This window comes from Enterobacter pseudoroggenkampii, assembly GCF_026420145.1.
GTDB lineage: Bacteria > Pseudomonadota > Gammaproteobacteria > Enterobacterales > Enterobacteriaceae > Enterobacter > Enterobacter pseudoroggenkampii.
In genome coordinates this window covers 233,190-259,266 of record NZ_JAPMLV010000003.1, presented here as the reverse complement: position 1 = coordinate 259,266, position 26,077 = coordinate 233,190, and the positions used below count along the sequence as shown (strand labels likewise).

Sequence of the window (26,077 nt, the reverse complement as noted above, 5' to 3'; positions counted from 1 at the left end):
TAAATCGGTGATATCACCACATCAACCAGGCGAAATGCCTGAATTGTTGAATACAGTAAAATTGAAACAGAGAGAAACGGGAAGGAGAAGTGAAGTGGTGCTGATACCCAGAGTCGAACTGGGGACCTCACCCTTACCAAGGGTGCGCTCTACCAACTGAGCCATATCAGCACGTATTGGAGCGGGCAGCGGGAATCGAACCCGCATCATCAGCTTGGAAGGCTGAGGTAATAGCCATTATACGATGCCCGCATCCTGAAACTCGGCTACCCAGTTCTTTCTGTAACAAAAAAAGAGATTTCTCTCTTTTTCAGTTTGAGCTGGCTAATTTTTCCAACCAGCTCCGGCGGCATTTACGCTGCCAGAAAGTGGTGGTGGGGGAAGGATTCGAACCTTCGAAGTCTGTGACGGCAGATTTACAGTCTGCTCCCTTTGGCCGCTCGGGAACCCCACCGGACTTGATGGTGCCGACTACCGGAATCGAACTGGTGACCTACTGATTACAAGTCAGTTGCTCTACCTACTGAGCTAAGTCGGCATCAAGTAGCGCGCATTCTATGGATACCTGCGCGGTCATGCAACTAAAAATTTGCATAAAACGTTCTTTCGCTCACATTTTATGCGAACGAAGCGCTAAGCGCTGTAAAAGTAGTCATTGCGGGTCAAATAATCAACATGCACGCGTGATTTACACCGTATACACCATAGCGTGACGGCTTCCGCGTAACGCAGCGCTATCCATCTTTTTTCTTATTATTCCTGCCATCTGGTGTTAACCTCCTGCCCATTGTCCAAAATTAACTGTGTGATGAGCCACGATCCGGCAGTGTAGCGCTGGCTCACTGAAGCATGCTTATGAGCAAAAAAGAGCAAACGTTAATGACGCCTTATCTTCACTTTAACCGCAGCCAGTGGGCTGCCCTGCGTGATTCCGTCCCTATGACGCTGACGGAAGGTGAAATCGCACGGTTAAAAGGGATAAACGAAGATCTGTCCCTGGAAGAGGTGGCAGAAATTTATCTCCCCCTCTCTCGCTTGCTTAACTTCTATATCAGCTCGAACCTGCGCCGCCAGGCCGTGCTGGAGCAGTTTCTCGGGACGAACGGTCAACGCATTCCTTATATCATTAGTATCGCAGGCAGCGTGGCCGTGGGTAAAAGTACCACCGCGCGTGTCCTGCAGGCGCTGTTGAGCCGCTGGCCAGAACACCGCAGCGTGGAGCTGATCACCACCGACGGCTTCCTGCACCCGAACGAAGTGTTAAAAGAACGCGGGCTGATGAAGAAGAAGGGCTTCCCGCTTTCTTATGATATGCATCGTCTGGTGAAATTTGTCTCTGACCTGAAATCCGGCGTACCGCACGTCACTGCACCCGTCTATTCGCATCTGATCTACGATCGCATCCCGGGTGGGGATAAAACGGTGGTCCAGCCGGACATCCTGATTCTGGAAGGTCTGAACGTACTGCAAAGCGGGATGGACTATCCTCACGATCCGCATCACGTCTTCGTCTCGGATTTCGTCGATTTCTCTATCTATGTCGATGCGCCGGAAGACCTGCTGCAGAACTGGTACATCAACCGTTTCCTGAAGTTCCGCGAAGGGGCGTTCACCGATCCGGACTCCTATTTCCACCATTACGCCCAGCTTTCTGAAGAAGAAGCGATCAATGTGGCAACGGGGCTGTGGAATGAGATCAACTACGTGAACCTCAAAGAGAACATCCTGCCGACGCGCGAGCGTGCGAGCCTGATCCTCACCAAGAGCGAGAAGCACGCCGTAGACCAGATTCGCCTGCGGAAATAATCCAGCAGACATAAAAAAACCGGCTTAACGCCGGTTTTTTCGTTATGCCTGTGGCTTCTCACCATTTTCATCCTGATCGACCGCGAAGCAGGCAACCAGTTGGCCGCCATAATCCTTCAGCTGCGGCTGGAGCTGGGTGCACGGGCCGAAGCGGCGACTGCAGCGGGCGTTGAATGCACATCCCGGCGGTGGATTCAGCGGACTTGGCAGTTCGCCCGTCAGCTTAATACGCTCGCGACGATCGTCCGGGTTGAGACGCGGCGTCGCAGACAGCAGCGCCTGGGTGTACGGGTGGCGAGGGTTATTAAAGATCTGGTCTTTGGTCCCCTTCTCCACGCAGCGTCCCAGGTACATCACCATCACTTCATCGGCAATATGCTCCACCACCGACAGGTCGTGGGAGATGAACACGTAAGACAGCCCCAGCTCCTGCTGGAGATCCATCATCAGGTTCAGTACCTGCGCACGTACGGATACGTCGAGCGCAGAGACCGGCTCATCGGCAATCACCACGTCCGGATCGAGCATCAGCCCGCGAGCAATCGCGATACGCTGACGCTGGCCGCCGGAGAACATGTGCGGATAGCGATCGTAATGCTCGGTTTTGAGGCCGACCTTCGCCATCATCGCCAGCGCTTTTTCGCGACGCTGCTCCTTGCTCAGATTACTGTTGATCAGCAGCGGCTCTTCCAGAATCTGTCCGACTTTTTTACGCGGGTTCAAAGATCCATACGGGTTCTGGAACACAATCTGGATTTTCTGGCGGCGCAGCTTCTGCGCCTGCGGATCGTGCTTGAGCAGATCCTGGCCCTGATAATAAAGCTCCCCGCCAGTCGGCACTTCAATCATCGTCAGCAGACGACCCAGCGTGGATTTGCCGCAGCCTGACTCCCCCACCACCGCCAGCGTTTTACCGCGTTCGAGGTTAAAAGAGACGCCGTCCAGCGCTTTCACCAGGCGTTCAGGGGCAAACAATCCCTTCTTCACCGGGTAGTATTTTTTCAGATCGATGGCCTGCAACAGCGGTTGTTGCGTGGTGGCCTGTTGCGTACTCATAGTGTTGGCCTCCCGGCATCATCGAGTGGGTAGTGGCATTTCGACTGACGACCGTCAGCCAGCTGGTTCAGCTCTGGCTCTTCCGCCCGGCATTTGTCCGTCGCATACGGACAGCGCGGATTGAGCAGGCAGCCCTGCGGACGGTCATATTTACCCGGCACCACACCCGGCAGCGACGCCAGACGCGCTTTATCCTGAGCAAACTCCGGCAGCGCGCGTAAAAGCGCCTGGGTATACGGGTGACGCGGCGCGCGGAAGATATCGTGCGAATTTCCGGTCTCGACCACCTGGCCGGCATACATCACGATGATTTTGTGCGCGGCTTCGGCCACCAGCGCCAGATCGTGCGTAATCAGCACCAGCGCCATGTTCTCTTTCTGCTGCAGCTCCAGCAGCAGTTCGATGATCTGTGCCTGGATGGTCACATCCAGCGCCGTCGTCGGTTCATCCGCAATCAGCAGTTTTGGTCGACAGGCAATCGCCATCGCGATCATCACGCGCTGGCTCATCCCGCCTGAGAGCTGGTGCGGGTAAACGTCCAGACGCGAAGCCGGGTCAGGAATACCCACCTGGTTGAGCAGATCGATCGCGCGCTGACGACGGGTTTTCTTATTCCCGCCCTGATGCACCTTAATCGCTTCCATAATCTGGAAACCGACGGTGTAGCATGGGTTCAGGCTGGTCATCGGATCCTGGAAAATCATCGCCACTTCCGCGCCCACCAGCTGGCGGCGCTGTTTTTCAGAAATGCGCTTCAGGTCCTGACCGTTGAACTGCAGGTTTTCCGCCATCACGCGGCCCGGGTAATCAATCAGCCCCATGATCGCCAGTGAGCTCACTGACTTACCTGAACCGGACTCCCCGACGATACCAACCACTTCGCCCTGATTTACGCTGTAGCTGATGCGGTCCACGGCGCGAAACGGAGTGCCTTCGTCGCCAAAGTGCACCGATAATTTATCTACATTTAATAACGCCATCTCGTGCCTCTTACTGCTTCAGTTTGGGATCAAGCGCATCACGCAGGCCATCACCCATCAGGTTAAATGCCAGCACCGTCAGCAGGATTGCCAGACCCGGGAAGGTGACAACCCACCAGGCGCTTTGTGCGAACTGCAACACGTCGGAGAGCATGGTGCCCCACTCCGGTGTTGGCGGCTGCGCACCCATGCCCAGGAAGCCAAGAGCGGCCATATCAAGAATGGCGTTAGAGAAACCGAGCGACGCCTGAACAATCAGCGGCGCAAGGCAGTTAGGGAAGATATTAACGAACATCTGGCGCATCGCACCGGCACCCGCCACGCGAGACGCGGTGACGTAATCGCGGTTCACTTCCACCAGCACCGCCGCGCGGGTTAAACGCACGTAGTGAGGAAGCGCCACGAAGGTCAGCGCCAGCGCGGCGTTACCGATCGACGGGCCGAAGATCGCCACCAGCACCAGCGCCAGCAGCAGGCTTGGCAGCGCCAGCATGATGTCGACGATACGCATGATGATGTTATCAACGATGCCGCCGAAGTAGCCGGCAACCAGGCCGAGTACGACGCCCATGATCAGCGACAGCACAACAACCAGGCAGCCGACCAGCAGCGACAGACGCGCGCCGTACATGAGACGGGACAGCACATCGCGCCCCACATCATCGGTACCCAGCAGGTGCGCCAGGCTGCCGCCATCCTGCCACGCAGGTGGCGCAAGCAGCGCATCGCGGAACTGATCCGCCGGGTTATACGGCGCAAGCACGTTTGCAAACACCGCAATCAGGATCATGATTGCGACATACACCAGCCCTACCACCGCGCCTTTGTTGCGCTTGAAGTAGTGCCAGAACTCCTGCATCGGCGTCATCGGAACCGGTGCAGCAACAACTTTGTTTTCAGAAACCTGTGACATGATGGCCCCTTACTTCTTATGACGAATACGCGGGTTCACCACGCCGTACAGCAAATCGACCAGCAGGTTGACGAGGATAATCATCGTCGCGACCAGCAGTACACCGCCCTGCACTACCGGATAATCACGGCGCTGCAGCGCGTCAATCAGCCAGCGTCCCAGGCCCGGCCATGAGAAGATGGTTTCGGTCAGGATCGCCCCCGCCAGCAACGTCCCCACCTGGAGACCGATAACGGTCACAACCGGCAGCATGGCGTTACGCAGCGCATGGACGATAATGACGCGCATACGCGTCAGGCCCTTGGCGCGGGCGGTGCGGATGTAATCCTCGCCCAGCACTTCCAGCATCGATGAACGGGTCATACGCACGATCACCGCCAGAGGAATGGTGCCCAGCACCATGGCAGGCAGGATCATATGCGCGACGGCATCCATGAAGTTGCCCTCTTCACCCCAGATAGCCGTATCAATCAGCATAAAGCCGGTGAGCGGGTTGGTGTCATCCAGGAAGACCATATCGCTGACGCGCCCGGAGACCGGTGTCAGGTTAAGCTGCACCGAGACCAGCATGATCAGCATCATGCCCCACCAGAAGATAGGCATGGAGTAGCCGGTCAGCGCCAGGCCCACGGCGGTATGGTCGAAAATAGAGCCACGCTTGACGGCAGCCAGTACCCCGACAGGAATACCCACCGCAGTGGCGAAAATCATGGCGCAGACGCCAAGCTCCAGTGTCGCTTTAAAACGCGGCACGAACTCGTCCCACACCGGAAGACGGCTTTTCAGCGAAATCCCTAAATCACCGTGCAACACGCCCCATATATAGTGGAGGTACTGCTGCCACATCGGCTTATCGAGACCGAGTTCCGCCAGCAGCTGTGCATGGCGCTCAGGGGAAATACCACGCTCGCCCGCCATAATCATTACCGGGTCGCCGGGGATCATATGGACGAAGGCAAAAGTGAGAAGGGTGATACCGATAAACGTGGGGATAACAAGTCCCAGACGTCGGAGGATGAACTGCAACATAACCCGGATTCTCTCTGATGACGCACGACCAGTGGCGTGACGTCTGTATTGCTCACAAATCTTATTCCCTCTCCTTTCAGAGAGAGAATTAAGCACTGCTGCCGGGTGGCGCTACGCTTACCCGGCCTACATACCGTAGGCCAGTGCAAGCGCAGCGCCGCCTGGCGTTGCTTTTAATTATTCAACAGATACGTTTTCGAAGTGGTGTTTGCCCAGTGGATCAACCACGTAGCCCTTCACTTCTTTACGCACTGGCTCGTACACGGTGGAGTGCGCAACAATCAGCGCCGGAGCCTGATCGTGCATAACAACCTGTGCCTGCTTGTACAGTTCAATACGTTTGTTGTGATCGTCGGTCGCACGCGCTGGCTGGATCAGGTCTTCAAACGGCTTGTAGCACCAGCGAGAGTAATTAGAACCGTCTTTTGCCGCCGCGCAGCTGAACAGGGTGGCGAAGAAGTTGTCCGGATCCCCGTTATCACCGGTCCAGCCCATCATGACTGCCTGGTGCTCACCCGCTTTGGCGCGCTTCAGGTACTCGCCCCACTCGTAGGTCACAATCTTGGCCTGAACGCCAATCTTAGCCCAGTCAGCCTGAACCATTTCTGCCATACGGCGTGCGTTCGGGTTGTACGGACGCTGTACCGGCATCGCCCACAGCTCAACGGTGAAGCCTTTATCCTGGCCCGCTTCTTTCAGCAGCGCTTTCGCTTTCTCAGGATCGTAGCTGTAGTCTTTAACGTCGTCGTTATAGCCCCACATGGTTGGTGGGATCAGGTTTTTGGCTGCAACGCCTGCCCCCTGGTAAACCGCCTTGATGATCGCTTCTTTGTTCACCGCGTAGGTCAGCGCCTGACGCACTTTCACGTCATCAAACGGTTTCTTCTCGGTGTTGAAGGAGAGATAGCCCACGTTCAGGCCAGCCTGCTCCAGCAGGTTGATGTTCTTGTCCTGCTTCATGCGGGCGATGTCAGCCGGGTTCGGGTACGGCATCACCTGGCATTCATTTTTCTGCAGTTTTGCGTAACGCACTGACGCATCAGGCGTGATGGAGAAGACCAGGCGGTCGATCTTCGGCTTGGTGCCCCAGTAGCCTTCGAACGCTTTATACAGAATGCGGGAATCTTTCTGGTACTGCAGCAGTTGGAATGGACCGGTACCGATTGGGTTCAGGTCGACTTTCTCCGGCGTACCGGCTTTGAGCATGTTGTCCGCATACTCTTTAGAGAGGATTGAGGCGAAGTCCATGGCCAGGTCAGCCAGGAACGGTGCTTCCGGACGCGTCAGCACGAACTGAACGGTATTATCGTCCACTTTTTTCACTTCAGAGATTAGGTCCGGCAGACCCATCCCTTCGAAGTATTCATAGCTGCCGCCAGACACTTTGTGGTACGGGTTCTGGGCGTTTTTCTGACGGTCGAAGGAGAACACCACGTCGTCGGCGTTAAAGTCACGCGTTGGTTTGAACTCTTTGCTGTCCTGCCACTTCACGCCCTGGCGCAGGTGGAAGGTATAGGTTTTACCGTCTTCGCTGACGTCCCACTTCTCGGCCAGACCCGGAATCACTTCCGTGGTACCGGTTTTGAATTCAACCAGACGGTTATAGATCGGTACAGAGCTTGCGTCGTAAGTCGTACCAGAGGTAAAGAGCTGTGGGTTAAAGCCTTCCGGCGAGCCTTCAGAACAGTAAACCAGGGTTTTTGCCTGTACGCTTGCTGCCACGGTCATAGCCACCAGGCTCAGACCAAGCTTCAGCATCCCTGACTTCTTCAAGGAAATACTCATTATTCTGCTCCAATGTGATGTTTTGCTTTGTTGTGTTACGCCGCCAGACCTTTATTTATTTTTTACCCGGTCCGGTCGGTGATGCCCGAAGGCTTTAAAGGGATGGAGAATCCTTTCAGAAGAGCGTTTGAGTTGCAGCGCAGATCGTCCCTGAAATGCCCCTCATGCCCTACAATCTGTCAACAGAATGTGAAAACGTCAATACAGGTGACGGGGATTTACGCTGAGTGTGAGAAACCGCAAACAAAGATTAAAAAAACTATGTACGCCAGTTTTCAGCAGGGAAATTTATGCTACTCGCCATCTGGCAGCACAAGCCTCTTCATATTTCTCAACAATCAGTGATTAACTTTTATTCAGAATGGGTAAATTTTCTTGCAGAATGGTGATTATCTGAGCACTAAATACCGCGAACGTTAAAACGCACAGCGAAAAATGCTGAGGTTATCCATAAGCAACGCGAAAAAAGATCAATCTATATATAAAAAAATACAATGGATTATGTCACAAAATCGTTAACAGGCAGGTGGAAGCAGGTCTAAGGGGCGTTTTGGATACTCTGACGAGATAAGGTCATAATGCAAAAAGGGCTAACCTTACGGTTAGCCCTTTTCAGAATGTGGTCGGCGAGAGAGGATTCGAACCTCCGACCCACTGGTCCCAAACCAGTTGCGCTACCAAGCTGCGCTACTCGCCGAATGCGGAGCGCATCTTACTGCTGAGGTGCGCCCCCGTCAATCCCTTATTTTCAAAAAGCCATTCAACTGGCGATATTCTCGCCAGAGCAGCTACTGCGCGGCTTTTGCGGTGTTATCAGGGAGTTTGCACCAGTTGTTGTTTTCGTTAATCCCACCATTCGGTGAGGTATAGCCGAGACAACCCATAATGGTGTCGTACAGCTCAACGTGACGACGCGGCACCTTCATCTCCGCCTCTTTCTTCAGTTGAGCAAACATCTTCGCTTTCTCCGGGTCTTCCAGATACTTGTCAGACATCCACACCATCATCGGTACACGGAACTGCTCCGGCGGTGCCATCTTGCGCGGCGTACCGTGCAGATGCTCATACTCATTGATGGATTCACCGTGGTCCGCCGCATAGAACACAATCGCTTTCTTATCACGTACCTGGTCAATCACCGAATCAATAAAGTGATCCACATACAGCACGGAGTTGTCGTAGGAGTTGATCAGCTGCGCTTTGGTACAGTCTTTATCCACCCCGACGCACTCAGGCTTCCATTTGGCAAAGTTACGTGGGTAACGTTGGGTGTAGTTAAAGTGCGACCCTTTGGTATGAAGGATAATCAGATGCTTACCATCAGGATTATCGCTCAGGGACAGTTTCATCTCATCAATCAGCAGCATGTCATCGACAGATTTGCCACGGTTACGCGGCTCTGCACCGATCTGCTCACGGTATGCAATGTTCTGCGCCATGGTATTGCTGTAGAACCACATTTCGCTCTGCATCGCATAGAGGGCAGACGTGAACCCAAGCTGATGCAGCACCGAGAAGACGTTTTGCTCTTTCAGCGTACGCTGCGGGTTGTCGCTCGCCCCGCCCTCGCGCACAAACATACAGCGCAGTGAGAGCTTGGTGGCGGTATCACAAGAATAGCCACGGTAGGCAATCAGGTTTTTCTCCTGCGCCAGTTTCGGCGTGGTATCACGGTTATAGCCAAGAATACCCATATGATCCCAGCGCGTGGTTTCTCCGATAATAAAGACGACATAGGTATCGTCGATATCTTTTGGTGCGACGTAGGTAAACTTCTTCACCGGGTTCATCAGCGATTTGTTACCAGAGGATTCATCCACCTGCGCCCACGCATACAGCCCCAGCGCGGAAATCCAGTTAGACGGTAAATACGAGTTCGCCACTACACCGCCGTAGCTTGGCATATCCACGCCTGAGGTACGCTCATCATGCTTTTGCTTCACTTCCAGCAGACGAATTGGTCCCCAGACCATCAAACCGGCCAGCAGGACTATCGCGACGCTTCTGAAACGTTTGCCTGGCGTGCGAATCTGGTGCACTAGCGTGTACCGGCAACGGTTGCTCCAGATGAGCAGCAGCGGTAAGGCACTGACGGCTACCAGCCAGAGAATAAAGTGCAGCCCTACAACCTCTTTAGAGAGGTCGATATCCGTGGTCATCACTGAGGCAATAATGCCGTAGCCAATCACCACGTTCATAAAGGTCATGTAATAGCTGGCACCCGCCGAGCACAGCACGATAAACGTAGCCAGCACTCGCCACACGCGACGGCCAAACAGGGTAAGAATACGGAATAAAAAGAAGGTGACCAGTACAGCAGCGACCAATTCGACAACCGCTGCAATTCCTTTCCAGACGGTAAAATCATGCGCGTAACCGTCAAACCGACGGATGAAAACTGCGCCATTCATAAACAGGCCGATGTACAACGCCAGCAAAAAGCAGAGCTTTTGTTGTGCCATCGATTTAATGTATTTCATGCAAACTACCCGGAAAAAGGGACGAAATCACCGATCATTTTTGTTTTAAAAATGAATAGGTTAAAGAATCGCTTAAGAAGTCGTTATCGGAAACGTCTACCCGCGTGGTAAGTAGACCACAGGGAAAAGAAAAAGTGGCAGCAGAGTGTGTGATCGGTACAGATATTTACAAAAAATTAAGAACGAGACGGTTTAGCCAGATCATCAGTTTTTACACAAGAAAAAGGCCGGATAACCGGCCTTTTTCATCGTCATTAAGCATGCACCTCTTTGAACACTTCGCGCTGCGGCTGACGAATCGTGGTCGAGAGCGCCAGGGAGATAATCAGCAAGGCAAATATCACGCAGAAGGTCACGTAGAACCCGCCGAACAGGGAGGCAATCAGCGAGCCGCAGATACTGCCGATCCCGAAGCCCAGATAGATAACGCCGTAGTTTTTCGCCAGATTGTTCAGGCCAAAGAACTCGCTCACCAGTGACGGGAAGACGGTAATGGTGCCGCCGAAGTTAAAGGCCACGCAGGCAATCGCCGCGAAGAAGGTGGCTTCATTCAGCGGAGCGAACAGCAGCGCCGCCATACCGACCAGCGAAACCACCTGCCCAATCGTAATCACGCGGATGCGGGCAATTTTGTCAGACAGAATACCGAGGACGAGACGACCCGAGAGGTTAGCAATGGAAATCACGGTCACCGCGTTGGCCGCCGTGGCTGCATCCAGTTTCACCATCCCCTGCGCGATATCTTTCGCCACGCCGATGACATACAGACCGCTCATGCAGGCCGTCAGGAACATCACCGCCAGCATCCAGTACTGTGGCTTACGCATGGACTGCGCGAGGGTGAAGTCGTTCTCCACCACGCCGTTTACAGATTTCACTTCCTGCTGCGGCGCATCTTTCATCAGCGTGGCGCCGAACAGGATCATCACCAGCACGATAGCGCCCCAGATCATGAAGGTTTTTTCGAGACCGACGGACGCCAGCAGATGGGCGTCGATAAATTTGAACCCGAGGCTGCCCAAACCGTAAGAACCAATGGCAAACGCCGAGATTAAGCCTTTACGTTCCGGGAACCACTTCACGCAGTTTGACAGCGTCAGCAGATACCCCGCACCGTCCGCCAGCCCCACCAGCACGCCAGCGCTTAGCCACAACATCATCAGGTTGCTGGAATGCGCGGTCAGGAAAAAGCCCAGCCCCAGCAGGATGCCGGACGCCATGGTCACGCGCTTCACGCCAAAACGCTCCTGCAACTTGCCCGCGACGGAGGATGAAATCGCCAGACCCAGACTCAGCAAACCAAAGGAGAACGCGACCTGACTGACCGGGGCGCCGAGTTTGTCGGAAAGCGCGCTGTTAAACAGGCTCCAGGTATAGACCGACCCCAGCGCAAACTGAGTGACGATGGTACCAAAGAGCGTGAGCCAGCGCGTGCGGTTATAAGTTGATGTGTTCATGGCAGTTGTCCTGCAAGAGAAATTAAGGAAGTTCGCTGAGGACAACGATAAACAAAACCTTAATATGCCTGGGGTAAAACGGCATGAAATGCAGGCGGAACGGAATGAAATGCCTGGAATCGGGAATGAATGACCTGGCACGGGAATAAAGCGATAGCGTGTTAGTACCTGCTATCGCTGTAAACCCTGTGGTTGTTGTATTCGAGATGTTATCGTAACGTTTAAAAAAGTAACAACTCTAGAAATTCGCGCTGACGCCGAGGGTGTATAAAAACTCCTCACCGGTAGTGGTATGCTCCCCCTGAGCCAGCGATGCATAGGCCGCCATGTGGGTATTAAAGGGAATATCCGTTCCTACGGTGACATCCATCCAGCTACCGTTTTGAGCAGGGGCGGGCGTTTGTGGCATACCAAACTGCGATTTCCACTGATTTTCACCAAACTGCTGGTTATAGCTGATCTGCGCCCAGGGCCGGAGATCGCCGTACTGGGTATTCACGCGCCACCCCAGCGTGCTGATGCTGGCATGCCAGAGCGGGTCCGTGACTGACTGTGTCGACGCGCTATCCCCAAACTCGTTGATCATCATGGGAGCCGTGCCGTCATAACGCCACGCCACCACCGGGCCAGTGGTGATGCGCGCTGAAACGGGAAAATTCCAGCCCACGCTCATCGCCCCCTCTGCCGTACTGCCAGACGGTATATTCAGGGCAAGACCCGGGGCGTTTTGCGAAGACTGAATACGCTCAGCGAGAATATCCTCATAGCGCGGTTGGTGATCCGCGTCCCATGTATAGCGTTCCGCCATATTATTTTGGGCGTCTGAAACGATATATTCCTGTTGCCAGGCAGACGCTGTATTACAAAAAAATAGGCAGGCTGAAATTCCCACCAGGCCAGACACAGCATGGCGACCACTGATTTTTTTTATCATCATCAACGCGACCCCAGAGAGAGCCGAATTCGGCGATATTTGTCGTTATTCAGGAAGAGCTTATAGCCCTGTATTAACTATTGTCTTTATAGTAAACACGTCAAGCCGGTCAGAACGAATTTTTTGCAAAATCAGTATCAATAAGGGAGATGACGGATGGAACGTTGCGGTTGGGTAAGCCAGGATCAGCTTTATATCGACTATCACGATCGGGAATGGGGCGTGCCGGAAACGGATGGTAAAAAGCTCTTTGAGATGATCTGCCTTGAGGGCCAGCAGGCGGGGTTGTCATGGATTACGGTACTGAAGAAACGCGAAAATTACCGCAACGCCTTCCATCAGTTCGATCCCGTCGCCGTCGCCGCGATGACCGATGAGGACGTGGAACGACTGGTGCAGGATGCCGGCATCATCCGCCATCGCGGTAAGATCCAGGCCATCATCGGTAACGCACGGGCGTATCTGGCGATGGAGCAAAACGGCGAATCATTTTCAGATTTTGTCTGGACGTTTGTGAACAACACTCCGCAAGTCACGCAGGCCGCCACACTCGCGGACATCCCGGCCTCCACCCCAGCCTCGGATGCGCTCTCGAAGGCCCTGAAAAAACGCGGCTTTAAGTTTGTCGGCTCCACCATCTGCTACGCCTTTATGCAGGCCTGTGGCCTGGTCAACGACCACGTTACCGGCTGCTTCTGTCATCCGGGAGGCCATCATGATCCGCAAATGGCAAAGTGAAAATACCGCGCCGCTTCTGAGCCTGTGGCTTGAAAGCACCACAGAAGCGCATCCGTTTATCGCGCCGAATTACTGGAAAGAGAATGAGGCCATGGTGCGGGATGTTTACCTGCCGTCCGCTGAAACCTGGGTCTGGGAGCAGGACGGCGAAACTTGCGGATTTATCAGCGTGATGCAGTCTCAGTTTGTCGGCGCCCTGTTTGTGGCGCCGTCATGCATCGGGAAAGGGATCGGGCGCGCGCTGCTGAACCATGTTCAACAGCGCTTTCCGCACTTAACCCTGGAGGTGTATCAGAAAAATGTCCGGGCAGTGAACTTCTACCATGCGCAGGGCTTTCGCATAGAAGACAGCGCCTGGCAGGATGACACCCAGCACCCGACGTGGATCATGAGCTGGCAGGCGGATCAAACGCCGTTAAGGTAAGCTCGGGACCCGTATATTTCTCGACCCAGGCCAGCGCAGTGTTTCCTGCGCAGCCATTCCCCAGCTTCGAGCTGGGGAGATCTTTGGTCAGCACGTTAACCGCCCCGTTTTTGCAGATACCGCCTTCGGCGAGCTCAAGGTCAGGCCATGCGCCCTGATGAATGCAGATCACGCCCGGCTTAATCCCGTCGCTCACCACCGCCCCTGCCAGCACCTGTCCACGCGAGTTCCAGACGCGCACCACGTCGCCGTCCGCAATCCCGCGCGCTTTCGCGTCGAGGGTATTCAGCGTGATCGGCTCTCGCCCGGCGACCGCATACTGCTCGCGCAGGGAGGTATAGTTAAGCTGACTGTGCAGACGGTGCGCAGGATGGGCAGACAACACCTGCAGCTGATCCGGCCGGGCGTTGCCGTGCCATTCGTCCGGCTCGAGCCACGTAGGATGCGGCGGGCAGTCAGCATAGCCAAAGCTGGCGATGCGCTCGCTGTAGATCACAATCTTTCCGCTCTCGGTTTTCAGCGGATGGTTCTCCGGATCGCGTCGAAAATCAGCGAAACGAACAAACTGCGCGTTCTGTTCGCTCTCCGGCATTTCAATAATCTGGTTCGCCTCCCAGAACTCAGCAAATGGCGGAAGCGTCACGCCCTGCGCCGCGCCGCGCTGCCCGGCAATCTGGTAGAACGTCTCCAGCCATTGCAGATCGCTTTTCCCTTCAGTAAAACGCGTGCGACCGCCCGTTTCCCACAGTTCGCTCAGTTCAGCAAACACGTCAAAATCGTCACGCGCTTCATCACGCGGGGCGACAACGCGCTTCATCGGGACCATATGCTGATTGCTGTAGTCGCCGGTCATGGTGAGATCGTTACGCTCAAACGAGGTGGTCGCCGGGAGGACGATATCGGCGTGTTTCGCCGAGGCGGTCCAGAAGCACTCTGAAATCACCACCAGCTCCGGCTTCTGCCAGGCGCGGATCAGGCGATTGGTATCCTGATGGTGCGTGAAGTTTGACCCGCCCGCCCACCAGACAAATTTAATATCCGGGAAGTGGCGGTCCAGACCATTGTGCTGATAGAACCCGCCCGGATTTTCCAGGGCTTCAACAATACGCGCCACCGGAATTTTATCCACCGCATCCACGCCGCCCTGCACCGAGCCCTGCAAAGACGCCAGCACCGCCGCTTTACGCGTGGGGTTGCCGCCATTGGCAAAATGATAGGAGAGACCAAAACCGCCGCCCGGCGTACCGATCTGCCCAAGCATCGCGGCAAGGGTCACCAGCATCCAGTGTTTCTGCTCGCCAAACTGCTGACGCTGCATCCCCCAGCCGGACATTAACATCGTGGCATTTTTATGGAATAACACCGCCAGTTCGCGGAGTTTTTCCGCAGGAACACCGCAAATCTCTGCTGCCCACGCTGCCGTTTTCGCCACCCCATCGGACTGGCCCGTCAGGTAGTCGGCGAACTTATCGAAGCCGGTGGTATAGCGCGACAGGAATTCGACATCGTGCCAGCCGTTTTCCACCAGCGTATGAGCGATACCCAGCATCATTGCCACGTCGGTGCCCATATGCGGGGCAACCCACTCGGCGCGGTCGCCGAAGAAATCCAGGGTTTCAGAACGCATCGGGTCAATGCAGATGATGCGCTTGCCGCTTTTGCGCAGCGCGTCGAAATAGCCAATGCCCTGCTCGTCGCTGGCATTCCAGGCAATTTTCAACGTGTTAAGAGGGTTAGCGCTCCACAGCACCACCACATCGGTATGCGCCAGCACCAGCGGCCAGCTGGTCTGCTGCTGATACACTTCGTTCCCGCCCGCGACGTACGGCATGATCGCCTGCGCCGCACCGGTGGAGTAATCCCCCAGATGACCGGTATAGCCTCCCGCCAGGCTCATATAGCGCTGCAGCAGCGTCGACGCCTTATGCAGCACCCCGTTAGAGCGCCAGCCGTAGGAGCCGGCGAAAATCGACGACGGACCGTAACTGTCGCGAATGCGCTTGTGCTGGGTGTGGATCAGCGCCAGCGCGTCATCCCAGCTCACGCGAACAAACTCATCCTGCCCGCGAATACCCTGCGGCTTGTCCGGCGAGGCCAGAAAACCTTTACGCACCATCGGCCAGCGCACGCGCGTTTTGCTATGCACCTGATCGCGAACGACGGTCTGTAAAGAGTTGGGATGTTGTGTTGGCAATGCTCCGCGAGACGACAGAACATTTTCGCCATCGGTTTCGACCAGCATCGGTCCCCAGTGGGCGGCGGTCAGAATGGTTTTCGTTGAGGTGCTCAAGCGTGCGCTCCTGGTTGCGTGCAGGTTTTACGGCCTTCTTGCTGAGGCAGTTTATGGTTTGTCACAAATTTCAGAGTTATACCCGGAATTTTCTCCGTATCTGGACGTCATAATCAACTGCCACGCTCGCCGTGGCAAAGAATAAAAAGGATTAAGGAAAGAAGATGAAAAAACGCGTACTCGTTATTGCCGCTCTGGTGAGCGGTGCCCTGGCTGTTTCTGGCTGCACAACCAACCCTTACACCGGTGAACGCGAAGCGGGTAAATCCGGCATTGGCGCGGGTATCGGCTCGCTGGTCGGCGCAGGCGTTGGGGCGCTCTCCTCCTCCAAGAAAGACCGCGGCAAAGGCGCGCTGATTGGCGCAGCGGCAGGCGCAGCGCTTGGCGGCGGCGTAGGCTATTACATGGACGTGCAGGAAGCGAAGCTGCGCGACAAAATGAAGGGAACCGGCGTGAGCGTGACGCGCAGCGGCGATAACATCATCCTGAACATGCCGAACAACGTGACCTTCGACAGCAGCAGCGCAACGCTGAAACCGGCTGGTGCGAATACCCTGACCGGCGTGGCGATGGTGCTGAAAGAGTACAACAAGACCGCTGTAAACGTGATGGGCTACACCGACAGCACCGGCAGCCAGGATCTGAACATGCGTCTGTCCCAGCAGCGCGCCGACGCCGTGGCCAGCTCGCTGATTACCCAGGGCGTTGAAGCGAACCGCATCCGCACCAGCGGCATGGGCCCTGCCAACCCTATCGCCAGCAACAGCACGGCGGAAGGCAAAGCGCAGAACCGCCGCGTTGAGATTACGTTAAGCCCAATTCAGTAATCGCATTTCCCCCTCTCCCCGTGGGAGAGGGTTGGGGTGAGGGCACCAGACCGCACCCCAGGTAAGCGCAGCGCCACCGGGCAAATTACTTGATTCGTCCGATTTTCCCGCTAAGGTATTCTCACTAAATTCAGGGAAATCAGCGATGAGCAAACCAGCCCGGGCCACCATCAGCGACGTGGCGAAAGCCGCCAAAACCGGTAAAACCAGCATTTCGCGCTACCTCAATGGCGAAAAACACCTGTTGTCCGACGCACTGCTGGCGCGTATTGAACAAGCCATTGCCGATCTCGACTACCGTCCCAGCCTCATGGCGCGCGGGCTCAAACGTGGTCGCACCCGCCTTATCGGGCTTATCATCGCCGATATCACCAACCCCTATTCCGTGAACGTGCTTAGCGGTATTGAAGCCGCCTGTCGCGAGAAGGGTTTCACGCCGCTGGTCTGTAATACCAACAACGAAGTCGATCAGGAGCTGCATTACCTCGACCTGCTGCGCAGCTATCAGGTGGAAGGGATCGTGGTTAACGCGGTGGGCATGCGCGAAGAGGGGTTAAACCGCCTGCAGCAATCCTCCCTGCCGATGGTCCTTATCGACCGTAAAATCCCGGAATTTGCCTGCGATGTCGTCGGGCTGGATAACACCCAGGCCGCCACGACCGCCACCGAACATCTGATTGAGCAGGGCTTCGAGGCCATTCTGTTTCTGAGTGAACCGCTGGGGATGGTCAACACCCGTCGCGAGCGCCTGAGCGCATTTCGCACCACGCTGGAGCGATATCCCGGCGTGATCGCCGAAAATGCCGAAACGCCGCTTCACGAGGCGGGGCAGCTCGACAACACCCTGCGTCAGTTCCACACGCGCCATCGCGGGATGCGCAAAGCCGTTATCTCAGCCAACGGAGCGCTGACGCTCCAGGTCGCCCGCTCGCTCAAGCGTATTGGCCTGCACTGGGGCAGCGATATCGGTCTGCTGGGGTTTGATGAGCTGGAGTGGGCGGAGCTGGCCGGCGTCGGCATTACGACACTCAAACAACCCACCTGGCAGATTGGCTATGCTGCTGTTGAACAAGTGGTTCGTCGTATTGAAGGCACCAGCGATGCCGTTCGCGAGCAGGTCTTCTCCGGCGAGCTGATCGTTCGCGGCTCCACCGCGCGTTAAATTTCCCTTGTGATAGCGATCATAAATTCAACATCCTGACCTTTTCTTTGGAACCGGTTCCATCTAGCGTAATAGTATTGATATGTTGCGATGGAGTCCGAAGATGGGCAGGAAAATTATGGTGGTCACCGCCGCGTACGGTGCGGAACAGGTGCGACAGGCGGGCGGTCAGCGGGCGATGCTGCCCGTTATTGCAGGCGCAGGGGCAGACGGCGTGGAGATCCGCCGGGAACTGTTCAGCAGCGACGAGCTGCTGGCGCTGCCGGCGCTGGGAGAATCCATTGAGCTGCTCGGCCTGCTGGCGTGCTACTCCGCCCCCGTCGCCCTGTTTATGCCAGACGGCACCCTCAACCCGGACCTGACCCGCTATCTCTCTGAGGCCAGCACCCTGAACGCCCTGTGGCTGAAGGTTTCCCTGGGCCATTTCCGCGATGCGCAGCCTCTCGACGCCCTGCGTAGCCTGCTGAACGCAAGCGGCATGGCGCTGGTCGTGGAGAACGATCAGACCGACTGCGGACAGCTCGCCCCCATGCAGCGCTTCCAGGCCGCCTGCCGGGAAATGGCGCTCCCCGTCACGCTGACCTTCGACATGGGCAACTGGCTGTGGGTTGGCGATTCGCCTGAAGAAGCCGCACGTCATCTGGCCCCTGCGGTGAGCTATATCCACGTTAAAGCCGCCGTGCCGCATAAAGATAACTTCCGCGCCGTGGCACCGGACCACGCCGATGCACGCTGGCTGGATCTGCTCGGCCAGCTGCCTGCCGATGCCCCACGCGGGATCGAGTTCCCGCTGGAAGGGACGGATTTAACCGCCGTTACCCGCCATTACGTCAACCTGCTGCGCGAGGAGTAAATCATGCACAAGACGCTGGATGTCATCACGATCGGCGAAGCCATGGCGATGTTTGTCGCCACTGAAACGGGCGAACTGAGCGCGGTAGAGCACTTTATCAAGCGCGTCGCAGGCGCAGAGCTCAACGTCGCGACCGGCCTGGCGCGTCTCGGCCTGAACGTGGGCTGGGTCAGCCGCGTGGGGGATGACAGCTTTGGCCATTTCGTTCTCGATTCGCTGAAAAAAGAGGGTATCGATGCTGCAGGCGTCACCCTTGACGGACGCTTCCCTACCGGGTTTCAGCTTAAATCCAAGGTCGAAAATGGAACCGATCCCATTGTGGAGTATTTCCGCAAAGGATCGGCAGCAAGCCACCTCTCTGTTGCGGATTACCACGCCGACTATTTCGCCTCCGCGCGCCACCTGCACCTGAGCGGCGTGGCGGCAGCGCTCTCTGCCAGCTCGTATGAACTGCTGGATCATGCGGCAGCCACTCTGAAAGCCCAGGGAAAAACGATCTCGTTCGATCCTAACCTGCGTCCGGTGCTGTGGAAAAGCGAAGCGGAAATGGTCGAGAAACTGAACCGTCTGGCGTTCAGAGCGGACTGGGTTCTGCCGGGGCTGAAAGAAGGGATGATCCTGACGGGTGAAAATACGCCGGAAGGCATTGCTGATTTCTATCTGAATAAAGGGGTAAAAGCGGTAGTGCTGAAGACCGGTGCCGATGGCGCATGGTTCAAGACGGCCAACGGCGAACAGGGCGCGGTCGCGGCGGTGAAGGTTGAGAACGTTGTCGACACGGTCGGCGCGGGCGACGGTTTTGCCGTTGGCGTAATTAGCGCCCTGCTGGAAGGCAAAACGCTGCAGAAGGCCGTCGCGCGGGGCAACAAGATTGGCTCGCTGGCCATTCAGGTGCAGGGCGACAGCGAAGGATTACCCACCCGAGCACAGCTCGGAGTATGAATTCCCTCTCCCGGTGGGAGAGGGCCAGGGTGAGGGCAACAAGCCGCACCAGATAATTAAGCCACCGTGTACCCTACAGACAACGGCGGTAACAACCTCAACAACAGAGGCAAGCCTATGAACAGTTCGACCAATGCAGTAAAACGCTGGTGGTACATCATGCCAATCGTGTTTATCACGTACAGCCTGGCGTACCTTGACCGTGCCAACTTCAGCTTCGCGTCCGCAGCGGGGATCACCGAGGACCTCGGGATCACCAAAGGTATTTCTTCCCTGCTGGGTGCCCTTTTCTTCCTGGGTTACTTCTTCTTCCAGATCCCCGGCGCGATTTATGCGGAACGCCGCAGCGTGCGTAAGCTGATCTTCATCTGTCTGATCCTGTGGGGCGCCTGCGCGTCACTGACCGGCATGGTGAACAATATTCCTGCCCTGGCCGCCATTCGCTTTATCCTCGGTGTCGTTGAGGCGGCGGTTATGCCCGCGATGCTGATCTACATCAGCAACTGGTTTACCAAATCTGAGCGCTCGCGCGCGAATACCTTCCTGATCCTCGGTAACCCGGTCACGGTACTGTGGATGTCGGTGGTGTCGGGCTACCTGATCCAGTCCTTCGGCTGGCGCGAGATGTTTATCATTGAAGGGGTGCCGGCAATTATCTGGGCCTTCTGCTGGTGGGTGCTGGTGAAAGATAAACCTGCCCAGGCGAAGTGGCTTTCCGAAGATGAAAAAGCAGCGCTGCAGGCGCAGCTGGATAAAGAACAGCAAGGTCTGAAGGCGGTACGTAACTATGGTGAAGCCTTCCGCTCGCGTAACGTGATCCTGCTTTGCGCACAGTATTTTACCTGGAGCATTGGCGTGTACGGCTTTGTGCTGTGGCTGCCGTCCATTATCCGCAGCGGCGGTGAAAACCTCGGCATGGTCGAAGTAGGCTGGCTGTCATCCGTACCGTATCTGGCGGCAACCATCGCGATGATCATCGTCTCCTGGGCGTCGGACAAGCTGCAGAACCGCAAGCTGTTTGTCTGGCCGCTGCTGCTGATTGCTGCCTTCGCCTTTATTGGCTCCTGGGCCGTGGGCGCAAACCACTTCTGGGTCTCTTATACGCTGCTGGTGATTGCCGGTGCCGCCATGTACGCCCCGTACGGACCGTTCTTCGCCATCATCCCCGAGATGCTGCCGCGTAACGTTGCGGGTGGCGCGATGGCACTGATTAACAGTATGGGTGCACTGGGTTCGTTCTGCGGCTCCTGGTTCGTGGGTTACCTGAACGGTGCCACCGGCAGTCCGTCCGCATCGTACATCTTTATGGGGGTGGCGCTTTTCGCCTCGGTGTGGCTTACTCTGATTGTTAAGCCTGCTAATAATCAACAACACCCTGTCGGCGCTCGCCACGCCTGAATCCTTAAAAAAATCAACGGAGATTAGCATGAAGCCGTCCGTCATTTTGTATAAAGCCCTGCCGGAAGATCTGCAGAAACGTCTTGAAGAGCACTTCACCGTTACGCAGGTGAAGAACCTGCGCCCGGAAACCGTGGCACAGCACGCCGACGCGTTCGCCAGCGCCGAAGGCCTGCTGGGTTCAAGCGAAAAAGTGGATGTCGCCCTGCTGGAGAAAATGCCGAAGCTTCGTGCTACCTCAACCGTTTCCGTGGGTTACGACAACTTCGACGTGGATGCCCTAAACGCCCGCAAGATCCTGCTGATGCATACGCCGCATGCCCTGACGGAAACCGTGGCCGATACGCTGATGGCGCTCATGCTCACCACGGCCCGTCGCGTGGTGGAAGTGGCTGAGCGCGTCAAAGCGGGTGAATGGACAAAGAGCATTGGTCCGGACTGGTTCGGTGTGGATGTTCACGGCAAAACGCTGGGCATTGTTGGCATGGGACGTATCGGGCTGGCGCTGGCGCAGCGCGCGCATTTTGGTTTTAACATGCCGATTCTATATAACGCGCGTCGCCATCACAGTGAAGCCGAAGAACGCTTCAACGCCCGTTACTGCGAGCTGGATACCCTGCTGCAGGAAGCCGATTTTGTCTGCCTGGTTCTGCCGCTAACGAACGAAACCCGTCATCTGATCGGCAAAGAGGCGTTTGAAAAAATGAAGACGTCCGCCATTTTCATCAACGCGGGTCGTGGCCCGGTGGTGGATGAGAAGGCGCTGATTGAGGCCCTGCAAAACGGTGAGATCCATGCCGCAGGTCTGGACGTGTTTGAGCAGGAGCCGCTGCCGGTGGATTCGCCACTGCTTTCGCTGCCTAACGTGGTTGCCCTGCCCCACATCGGCTCAGCCACCCATGAGACGCGCTACAACATGGCGGCCACCGCGGTTGATAATCTGATTGCCGCATTAGGTGGAAAGGTGGAGATAAACTGCGTGAACCCGCAGGTGCAACGGTAGAAACGAAAAAACCCGCCAGAAGGCGGGTTTTTAAATTCTTTGCTACTGGGTTGGAAGCTTACAGGCTTACAACGTTACCAGCTGCTGGGCCTTTAGCGCCGCTTTCGATGGTGAAGGACACTTTCTGACCTTCGTCCAGAGATTTGTAGCCATCGTTCTGGATAGCAGAGAAGTGTACGAACACGTCTTTAGAGCCATCGTCAGGAGTGATGAAGCCGAAACCTTTATCAGCGTTGAACCATTTTACCAGACCAGTCATTTTAGCAGACATAGAAATTACCTTATTAACAAATATATTGTGCCTTCCGGCTTGATGGATTGCGTTACAGATTTTTAAGCGATGAAGGAAGGGTCACAACGAAGGGTATCTATGGATAACAATCTGGACTGCTTTACTAAACTGCTTTAGGTCTGTGTAACAAACCGACGGGGATAGTTATACCGATGTGGTAGAGGAATGACAAGCGTTATTTTCGCTACGCATAAAAAACCCCGCCAGAAGCGGGGTTTTTCGTCTTATTCTGTGGCAGTGACTGCCGCACTCCAGGCCTGGCTAAAGGCCTGATGCTGGGAGGCCAGCGGCCCAATCAGCGTATTGTACTGGCTTGCCTGCTGCGAGGTCGGGAACTGAATACCGTTGGCAACAAAGCTCACCTGCGTATTCTGCTGGGCGATAAAGTCACCCACCTGGACCAGCTGCTGCGTGAAGATTTGCGCGGCTGGAATCAACGGCTGCAGTGCTTCAGACGGTTTGGTCACCACTTTCTCATACACTTTGTCGAAGACCGGTTTGAGATCGTCGCCCTGCTTCAGCGCAGAACGTGACGCGTCAGCCTGCATTTTCGCATTTTGCAACTGCTGGCTCAGCACGCCAAGCGCACCGTTGGACTGGCGCAGCGGTTCACGTTGCGTCATATAATCCTGTGGAACGCGGATGGCGTTCACGCTATCCACTACCGGGCGGATACCGGAATCCATCGCCTGGCTCACCTGCTGTGAATAACCATAAAGAATGGCGTAATCGGACACGAAGGGGCCAAACTGTTTTTTCTGATCCGCAGTCAGCGTCGGCAACCGCTCGCCGCTGCGCATCACTGTATTCTGCAGAAAATCGATAAACGCTTTGCGCTGATCGCCTTCTTTATCAAAACACCCACTCAGGCTAACAACCATCAACAACGCCGCAATAGGCGCAAACCAGCGAGAGCAGGACTTTCCTGTCGCCATTTTATTACTCCTTTCACCCAAAAAAGCGCACACCGGCACACGCGTGCCCGACGCTGACAAGGATAGTCCAGGTCAGCCTTGCAAGATACTCTTTTCATGCAAAACGGCTATTGCCGATTTATTTCTTATCATTTACAAAAAAATACCTGGCGAAGCCGACATATGACTAATCAGGGAATTAGCATAACTCTCCATATTGCTGAATCGGATACAGCGATCGTTACCGCACGATTAATCACACCCGTGACGATCCTGGGTTGGTATTAGGGACTATTCTTAATTGGCTCTCTGATGTTCTTGATCACGATGTGAGATTTAAGAGGAGTCCTCAATGGAATATAAAGATCCTGAGTTTGAACTGCTGAGCAGTCTGGAACAGATCATTTTTAAAGATGTACCGCAGACGATTACCCTGCAACAAAAATCCAATCCCTTTACAGAATATGAGCAATTGCGCAAAGGGACAGGACTGAAAACCGAAGAATTCGCCAGAGCGATGGGTGTCAGCGTGGCTATGGTGCAGGAGTGGGAGTCAAAACGTGAGAAACCCACCCCAACCGAGTTAAGGCTGATGCGCCTGATTCAGGCCAACCCTGCACTCAGCAAACAGATAGCGTAGTGAAGATTGAATGCCCCCGCCTTTGCGGGGGCTTGTGTTTTACAGGCTATCACAACGCCAACCCGCCTCTTCCCACACCAGCTCATGCGTTAACGTTAAGCCGCTTAAAAACGCCTCATCGTGTGATACCACCAGCAGTGCCCCAGGGAAACCGGCCAGCGCCGCTTCAATGGCCTGGACTGAAGCCAGATCCAGATGGTTGGTCGGTTCATCCAGCAGCAGAAGCTGCGTGGCCTCCGCGCGCCACAGCACGCAGGCCAGGGCAGCCTTAAGACGCTCACCGCCGCTGAGCGCCGCCAATGGGAGCATCACTTTGTCAGCTCCCAGTTGAAGCTGCGCCAGACGGGTTCGCAATACCCCCTCTTCCAGAGGGGTATGACTCAAATTGAGATGCGTCATGACCGACTGCGAGAGATCGAGCCGGGAGAGATGCTGGTCGAGATAAGCACAGCTAACGGAGACCTTACAGGTACCCGAACGGGGAGTCATCTCGCCGAGGATAGTTTTTAACAGCGTCGATTTTCCGCAGCCGTTCGGTCCCTTTAACGCCACGCGCATCGGTCCGTCCATACGCCAGGTAAGCGGTGGAACAGGCACATGCGGCAGCACCAGATCCTCCAGCACCAGTACCTGCTTGCCCTCCGGGACCTGACTCCCCGGCAGAGTGAACATCACCGGGTTATCGTCTTCAACCCGCTCACGCGCCTTGTTAACCGCGGCGTTCAGCGCTTCATTCTGCTCGCTGTGCTGTTTTTTCCAGGTGCCGATACGTTCCTTTGCCGCGCCTTTATATTTGACCCGCTCAAACGACGCGATATTCAGGGTATCGACGGTGCGTAACGTCTTTGCCGACCGCCGCTGGCTGTCATCATGCTCTTTTTGCATGCGTGCGCGGGTGCGTTTGCGCTCGGTTGCCGCATGTTCCAGCGCAGCGCGGGCCGCCTGCTGTTCGGCATCGCGCTGGGCTTGATAATCCGCATAATTTCCGCCGTAGCTGCGCAGACCCGAGGCGCTCAGCTCAAGGATACGGGGTACCTGAGCCAGTAACTCACGGTCATGGGAGGCCACCAGTACGCCGCCCTGATACCGACTCAACTGGTCGTAGAACCACGCCCGGCCTTGTCGATCCAGGTGGTTAGTAGGCTCGTCCAGCAGCATGAAATCCGCATCAGCCGTAAACGCCCCGCACAGCAGGGCACGAATGCGCTCGCCGCCGCTGAGTTCACCGGCAGGTTTATCCGGATCAAACGGTGGGAGCTTCGCATTGATAAACGCTTCGCTCAGACGTTCGGCTATATCCCAGTAACCGTCGAGCAACGCCAGATCGTCGGGCTGGTAATCGCCGCTGTCGATGCGCTTACGCGCCGCAAAAATCGCGTCATATCCGAGCAATTCAGCCAGCGTCGTCTGCGAAAAAATGACGTGCTGCTGCGCCACCCAGGCATGCGAGCCAAAGCGTTCGATATGACCGGTAGCCGGTTCGTCCAGCCCCGCCAGCAAGCGCAGCAGACGCGTTTTTCCGCTGCCGTTGCGGCCAACCAGCGCGCACAGGGAGGGTTCCAGCGAAAGATTCAGCGGACCAAAAAGGGTATCGCCCGTCGGAAACTGACAGGTGACCTGATGCAAAATAAAAGAAGGGGACTGCGCAAAATGAGCCATAAGCACTCCTGAATGAAATCAAAACATCCCCTGCCGACGCGATGGCGTTTAGCAAGGATCGAAATTCATCAGTCGTGTTTGTTCATTTTTGGGGGGCGCTCCAGCGCGAGAAAGTTAACGGGGATAAGGATAGCGGTAATGGGTTGACGGTTTCAAGGTTAAATTTTGGACGACTTATACTCCCTCTCCCTTTGGGCTGAGGGATCCCCACAAATTAATGCGAGCAGTGAACAATCCCCTCGCCCCTTTGGGGAGAGGGTTAGGGTGAGGGGGAGCATACGGCTCTGGTGGTCATTCCGTTCACTTTATGTTCCTTGCTACTCTGTAACGACAATACCCGTGAACGTACCAGGGTGGCTCAGTCGCCACCACCCTGGCTACCCGGGCTCCCGGCGGTAAATCGCCGCTACGCGGTACCTTCGGCTTATTCCTTCCGGCTTATCGGGGACGGGCGGAGGTAACATCCCTGTAAAGCCCGCCCTCTCGGCGCATCCA

Annotated in this window: 22 protein-coding genes and 5 tRNA genes; 10 read left to right on the top strand and 17 right to left on the bottom strand. The window is 55.7% G+C overall.

What is annotated here, in order from left to right; all coding sequences use genetic code 11:
• Positions 1–95 precede the first annotated feature (95 nt).
• The 4 genes from OTG14_RS16750 to OTG14_RS16735 all read right to left on the bottom strand — a co-directional run bounded on the left by OTG14_RS16750 (position 96) and on the right by OTG14_RS16735 (position 538).
• Positions 96–171: transfer RNA gene (locus tag OTG14_RS16750), tRNA-Thr, on the bottom strand.
• A gap of 6 nt (positions 172–177) precedes the next feature.
• A tRNA-Gly gene (locus tag OTG14_RS16745) sits at positions 178–252 on the bottom strand.
• 117 nt (positions 253–369) lie between these two features.
• Positions 370–454: transfer RNA gene (locus tag OTG14_RS16740), tRNA-Tyr, on the bottom strand.
• Between the two features lie 8 nt (positions 455–462).
• Positions 463–538 (bottom strand) — tRNA-Thr (locus OTG14_RS16735).
• Positions 539–855: 317 nt separating this feature from the next.
• Here OTG14_RS16735 and coaA point away from each other — a divergent pair.
• Entirely contained in the window at positions 856–1,806 is a 951-nt protein-coding gene (coaA, locus tag OTG14_RS16730; RefSeq protein ID WP_021242480.1) for a type I pantothenate kinase, read from the top strand.
• Positions 1,807–1,848: 42 nt separating this feature from the next.
• Here the strand turns inward: coaA and dppF are convergent, their stop codons facing one another.
• From dppF to OTG14_RS16685, 9 genes are all read right to left on the bottom strand, one after another.
• Positions 1,849–2,862 carry a dipeptide ABC transporter ATP-binding subunit DppF gene (dppF, locus tag OTG14_RS16725; protein ID WP_023309965.1) on the bottom strand — a complete coding sequence of 338 codons (1,014 nt, stop codon included), beginning with the start codon at positions 2,860–2,862 and terminating at the stop codon, positions 1,849–1,851.
• Positions 2,859–3,842 carry a dipeptide ABC transporter ATP-binding protein gene (gene dppD, locus OTG14_RS16720; RefSeq protein WP_008502772.1) on the bottom strand — a complete coding sequence of 328 codons (984 nt, stop codon included), beginning with the start codon at positions 3,840–3,842 and terminating at the stop codon, positions 2,859–2,861. Before dppD ends, dppF begins: the two co-directional genes overlap by 4 nt.
• A gap of 10 nt (positions 3,843–3,852) precedes the next feature.
• The gene (gene dppC, locus OTG14_RS16715) at positions 3,853–4,755 is read right to left on the bottom strand and encodes a dipeptide ABC transporter permease DppC (protein WP_024909088.1); all 903 of its coding nucleotides are present in this window, start codon (positions 4,753–4,755) and stop codon (positions 3,853–3,855) included.
• Positions 4,756–4,764: 9 nt separating this feature from the next.
• Positions 4,765–5,784 (bottom strand): dipeptide ABC transporter permease DppB, encoded by a 1,020-nt coding sequence (gene dppB / locus OTG14_RS16710; RefSeq protein WP_024909087.1) that lies wholly within the window; start codon positions 5,782–5,784, stop codon positions 4,765–4,767.
• A 177-nt stretch (positions 5,785–5,961) separates the two neighbouring features.
• Positions 5,962–7,569, bottom strand: a complete 1,608-nt coding sequence (gene dppA, locus OTG14_RS16705; protein WP_023334096.1) for a dipeptide ABC transporter periplasmic-binding protein DppA — start codon at positions 7,567–7,569, stop codon at positions 5,962–5,964.
• 620 nt (positions 7,570–8,189) lie between these two features.
• Positions 8,190–8,266, bottom strand: a tRNA-Pro gene (locus OTG14_RS16700).
• A 91-nt stretch (positions 8,267–8,357) separates the two neighbouring features.
• On the bottom strand, positions 8,358–10,049 hold the full coding sequence (eptB, locus tag OTG14_RS16695) for a kdo(2)-lipid A phosphoethanolamine 7''-transferase (protein WP_024909086.1): 1,692 nt from the start codon (positions 10,047–10,049) through the stop codon (positions 8,358–8,360).
• Positions 10,050–10,303: 254 nt separating this feature from the next.
• Entirely contained in the window at positions 10,304–11,506 is a 1,203-nt protein-coding gene (locus OTG14_RS16690) for an L-lactate MFS transporter (protein ID WP_008502767.1), read from the bottom strand.
• 238 nt (positions 11,507–11,744) lie between these two features.
• Positions 11,745–12,443 (bottom strand): autotransporter domain-containing protein, encoded by a 699-nt coding sequence (locus tag OTG14_RS16685; RefSeq protein WP_267215400.1) that lies wholly within the window; start codon positions 12,441–12,443, stop codon positions 11,745–11,747.
• A gap of 153 nt (positions 12,444–12,596) precedes the next feature.
• Here OTG14_RS16685 and tag point away from each other — a divergent pair, with 153 nt between their 5' ends.
• Positions 12,597–13,178 carry a DNA-3-methyladenine glycosylase I gene (gene tag / locus OTG14_RS16680; protein ID WP_045907859.1) on the top strand — a complete coding sequence of 194 codons (582 nt, stop codon included), beginning with the start codon at positions 12,597–12,599 and terminating at the stop codon, positions 13,176–13,178.
• Positions 13,156–13,602, top strand: coding sequence for an N-acetyltransferase (locus OTG14_RS16675; protein ID WP_048028040.1), 447 nt, complete (start codon positions 13,156–13,158; stop codon positions 13,600–13,602). Before tag ends, OTG14_RS16675 begins: the two co-directional genes overlap by 23 nt.
• Here the strand turns inward: OTG14_RS16675 and OTG14_RS16670 are convergent.
• The gene (locus OTG14_RS16670) at positions 13,565–15,844 is read right to left on the bottom strand and encodes a molybdopterin guanine dinucleotide-containing S/N-oxide reductase (RefSeq protein WP_267215435.1); all 2,280 of its coding nucleotides are present in this window, start codon (positions 15,842–15,844) and stop codon (positions 13,565–13,567) included. The genes OTG14_RS16675 and OTG14_RS16670 overlap by 38 nt on opposite strands.
• A 212-nt stretch (positions 15,845–16,056) precedes the next feature.
• Between OTG14_RS16670 and OTG14_RS16665 the strand changes: the two genes are divergently transcribed.
• From OTG14_RS16665 to ghrB, 6 genes are all read left to right on the top strand, one after another.
• Positions 16,057–16,719: an OmpA family lipoprotein gene (locus OTG14_RS16665; protein ID WP_024909080.1), complete on the top strand. Its 663-nt coding sequence runs from the start codon at positions 16,057–16,059 to the stop codon at positions 16,717–16,719.
• Positions 16,720–16,864: 145 nt separating this feature from the next.
• Positions 16,865–17,881 carry a LacI family DNA-binding transcriptional regulator gene (locus OTG14_RS16660; protein ID WP_109845849.1) on the top strand — a complete coding sequence of 339 codons (1,017 nt, stop codon included), beginning with the start codon at positions 16,865–16,867 and terminating at the stop codon, positions 17,879–17,881.
• 103 nt (positions 17,882–17,984) lie between these two features.
• Complete coding sequence (locus tag OTG14_RS16655) at positions 17,985–18,734, top strand: sugar phosphate isomerase/epimerase family protein (protein ID WP_267215399.1); 750 nt, start codon at positions 17,985–17,987, stop codon at positions 18,732–18,734.
• A 3-nt stretch (positions 18,735–18,737) separates the two neighbouring features.
• Positions 18,738–19,676 (top strand): sugar kinase, encoded by a 939-nt coding sequence (locus tag OTG14_RS16650; protein ID WP_267215398.1) that lies wholly within the window; start codon positions 18,738–18,740, stop codon positions 19,674–19,676.
• A 117-nt stretch (positions 19,677–19,793) separates the two neighbouring features.
• On the top strand, positions 19,794–21,074 hold the full coding sequence (locus tag OTG14_RS16645) for an MFS transporter (RefSeq protein WP_045907864.1): 1,281 nt from the start codon (positions 19,794–19,796) through the stop codon (positions 21,072–21,074).
• A gap of 28 nt (positions 21,075–21,102) precedes the next feature.
• Entirely contained in the window at positions 21,103–22,077 is a 975-nt protein-coding gene (gene ghrB / locus OTG14_RS16640) for a glyoxylate/hydroxypyruvate reductase GhrB (RefSeq protein ID WP_069720483.1), read from the top strand.
• Between the two features lie 58 nt (positions 22,078–22,135).
• On the opposite strand, the gene cspE is transcribed toward ghrB, so the two are convergent.
• Positions 22,136–22,348: a transcription antiterminator/RNA stability regulator CspE gene (cspE, locus tag OTG14_RS16635; RefSeq protein ID WP_003860775.1), complete on the bottom strand. Its 213-nt coding sequence runs from the start codon at positions 22,346–22,348 to the stop codon at positions 22,136–22,138.
• A 245-nt stretch (positions 22,349–22,593) separates the two neighbouring features.
• On the bottom strand, positions 22,594–23,304 hold the full coding sequence (locus OTG14_RS16630) for a DUF3053 domain-containing protein (protein WP_024909075.1): 711 nt from the start codon (positions 23,302–23,304) through the stop codon (positions 22,594–22,596).
• Between the two features lie 331 nt (positions 23,305–23,635).
• Here OTG14_RS16630 and OTG14_RS16625 point away from each other — a divergent pair, with 331 nt between their 5' ends.
• Positions 23,636–23,923, top strand: a complete 288-nt coding sequence (locus OTG14_RS16625) for an HTH-type transcriptional regulator (protein ID WP_008502755.1) — start codon at positions 23,636–23,638, stop codon at positions 23,921–23,923.
• Between the two features lie 39 nt (positions 23,924–23,962).
• On the opposite strand, the gene OTG14_RS16620 is transcribed toward OTG14_RS16625, so the two are convergent.
• Positions 23,963–25,582, bottom strand: coding sequence for an ABC-F family ATP-binding cassette domain-containing protein (locus OTG14_RS16620; RefSeq protein WP_267215397.1), 1,620 nt, complete (start codon positions 25,580–25,582; stop codon positions 23,963–23,965).
• Positions 25,583–26,077: the final 495 nt, after the last annotated feature.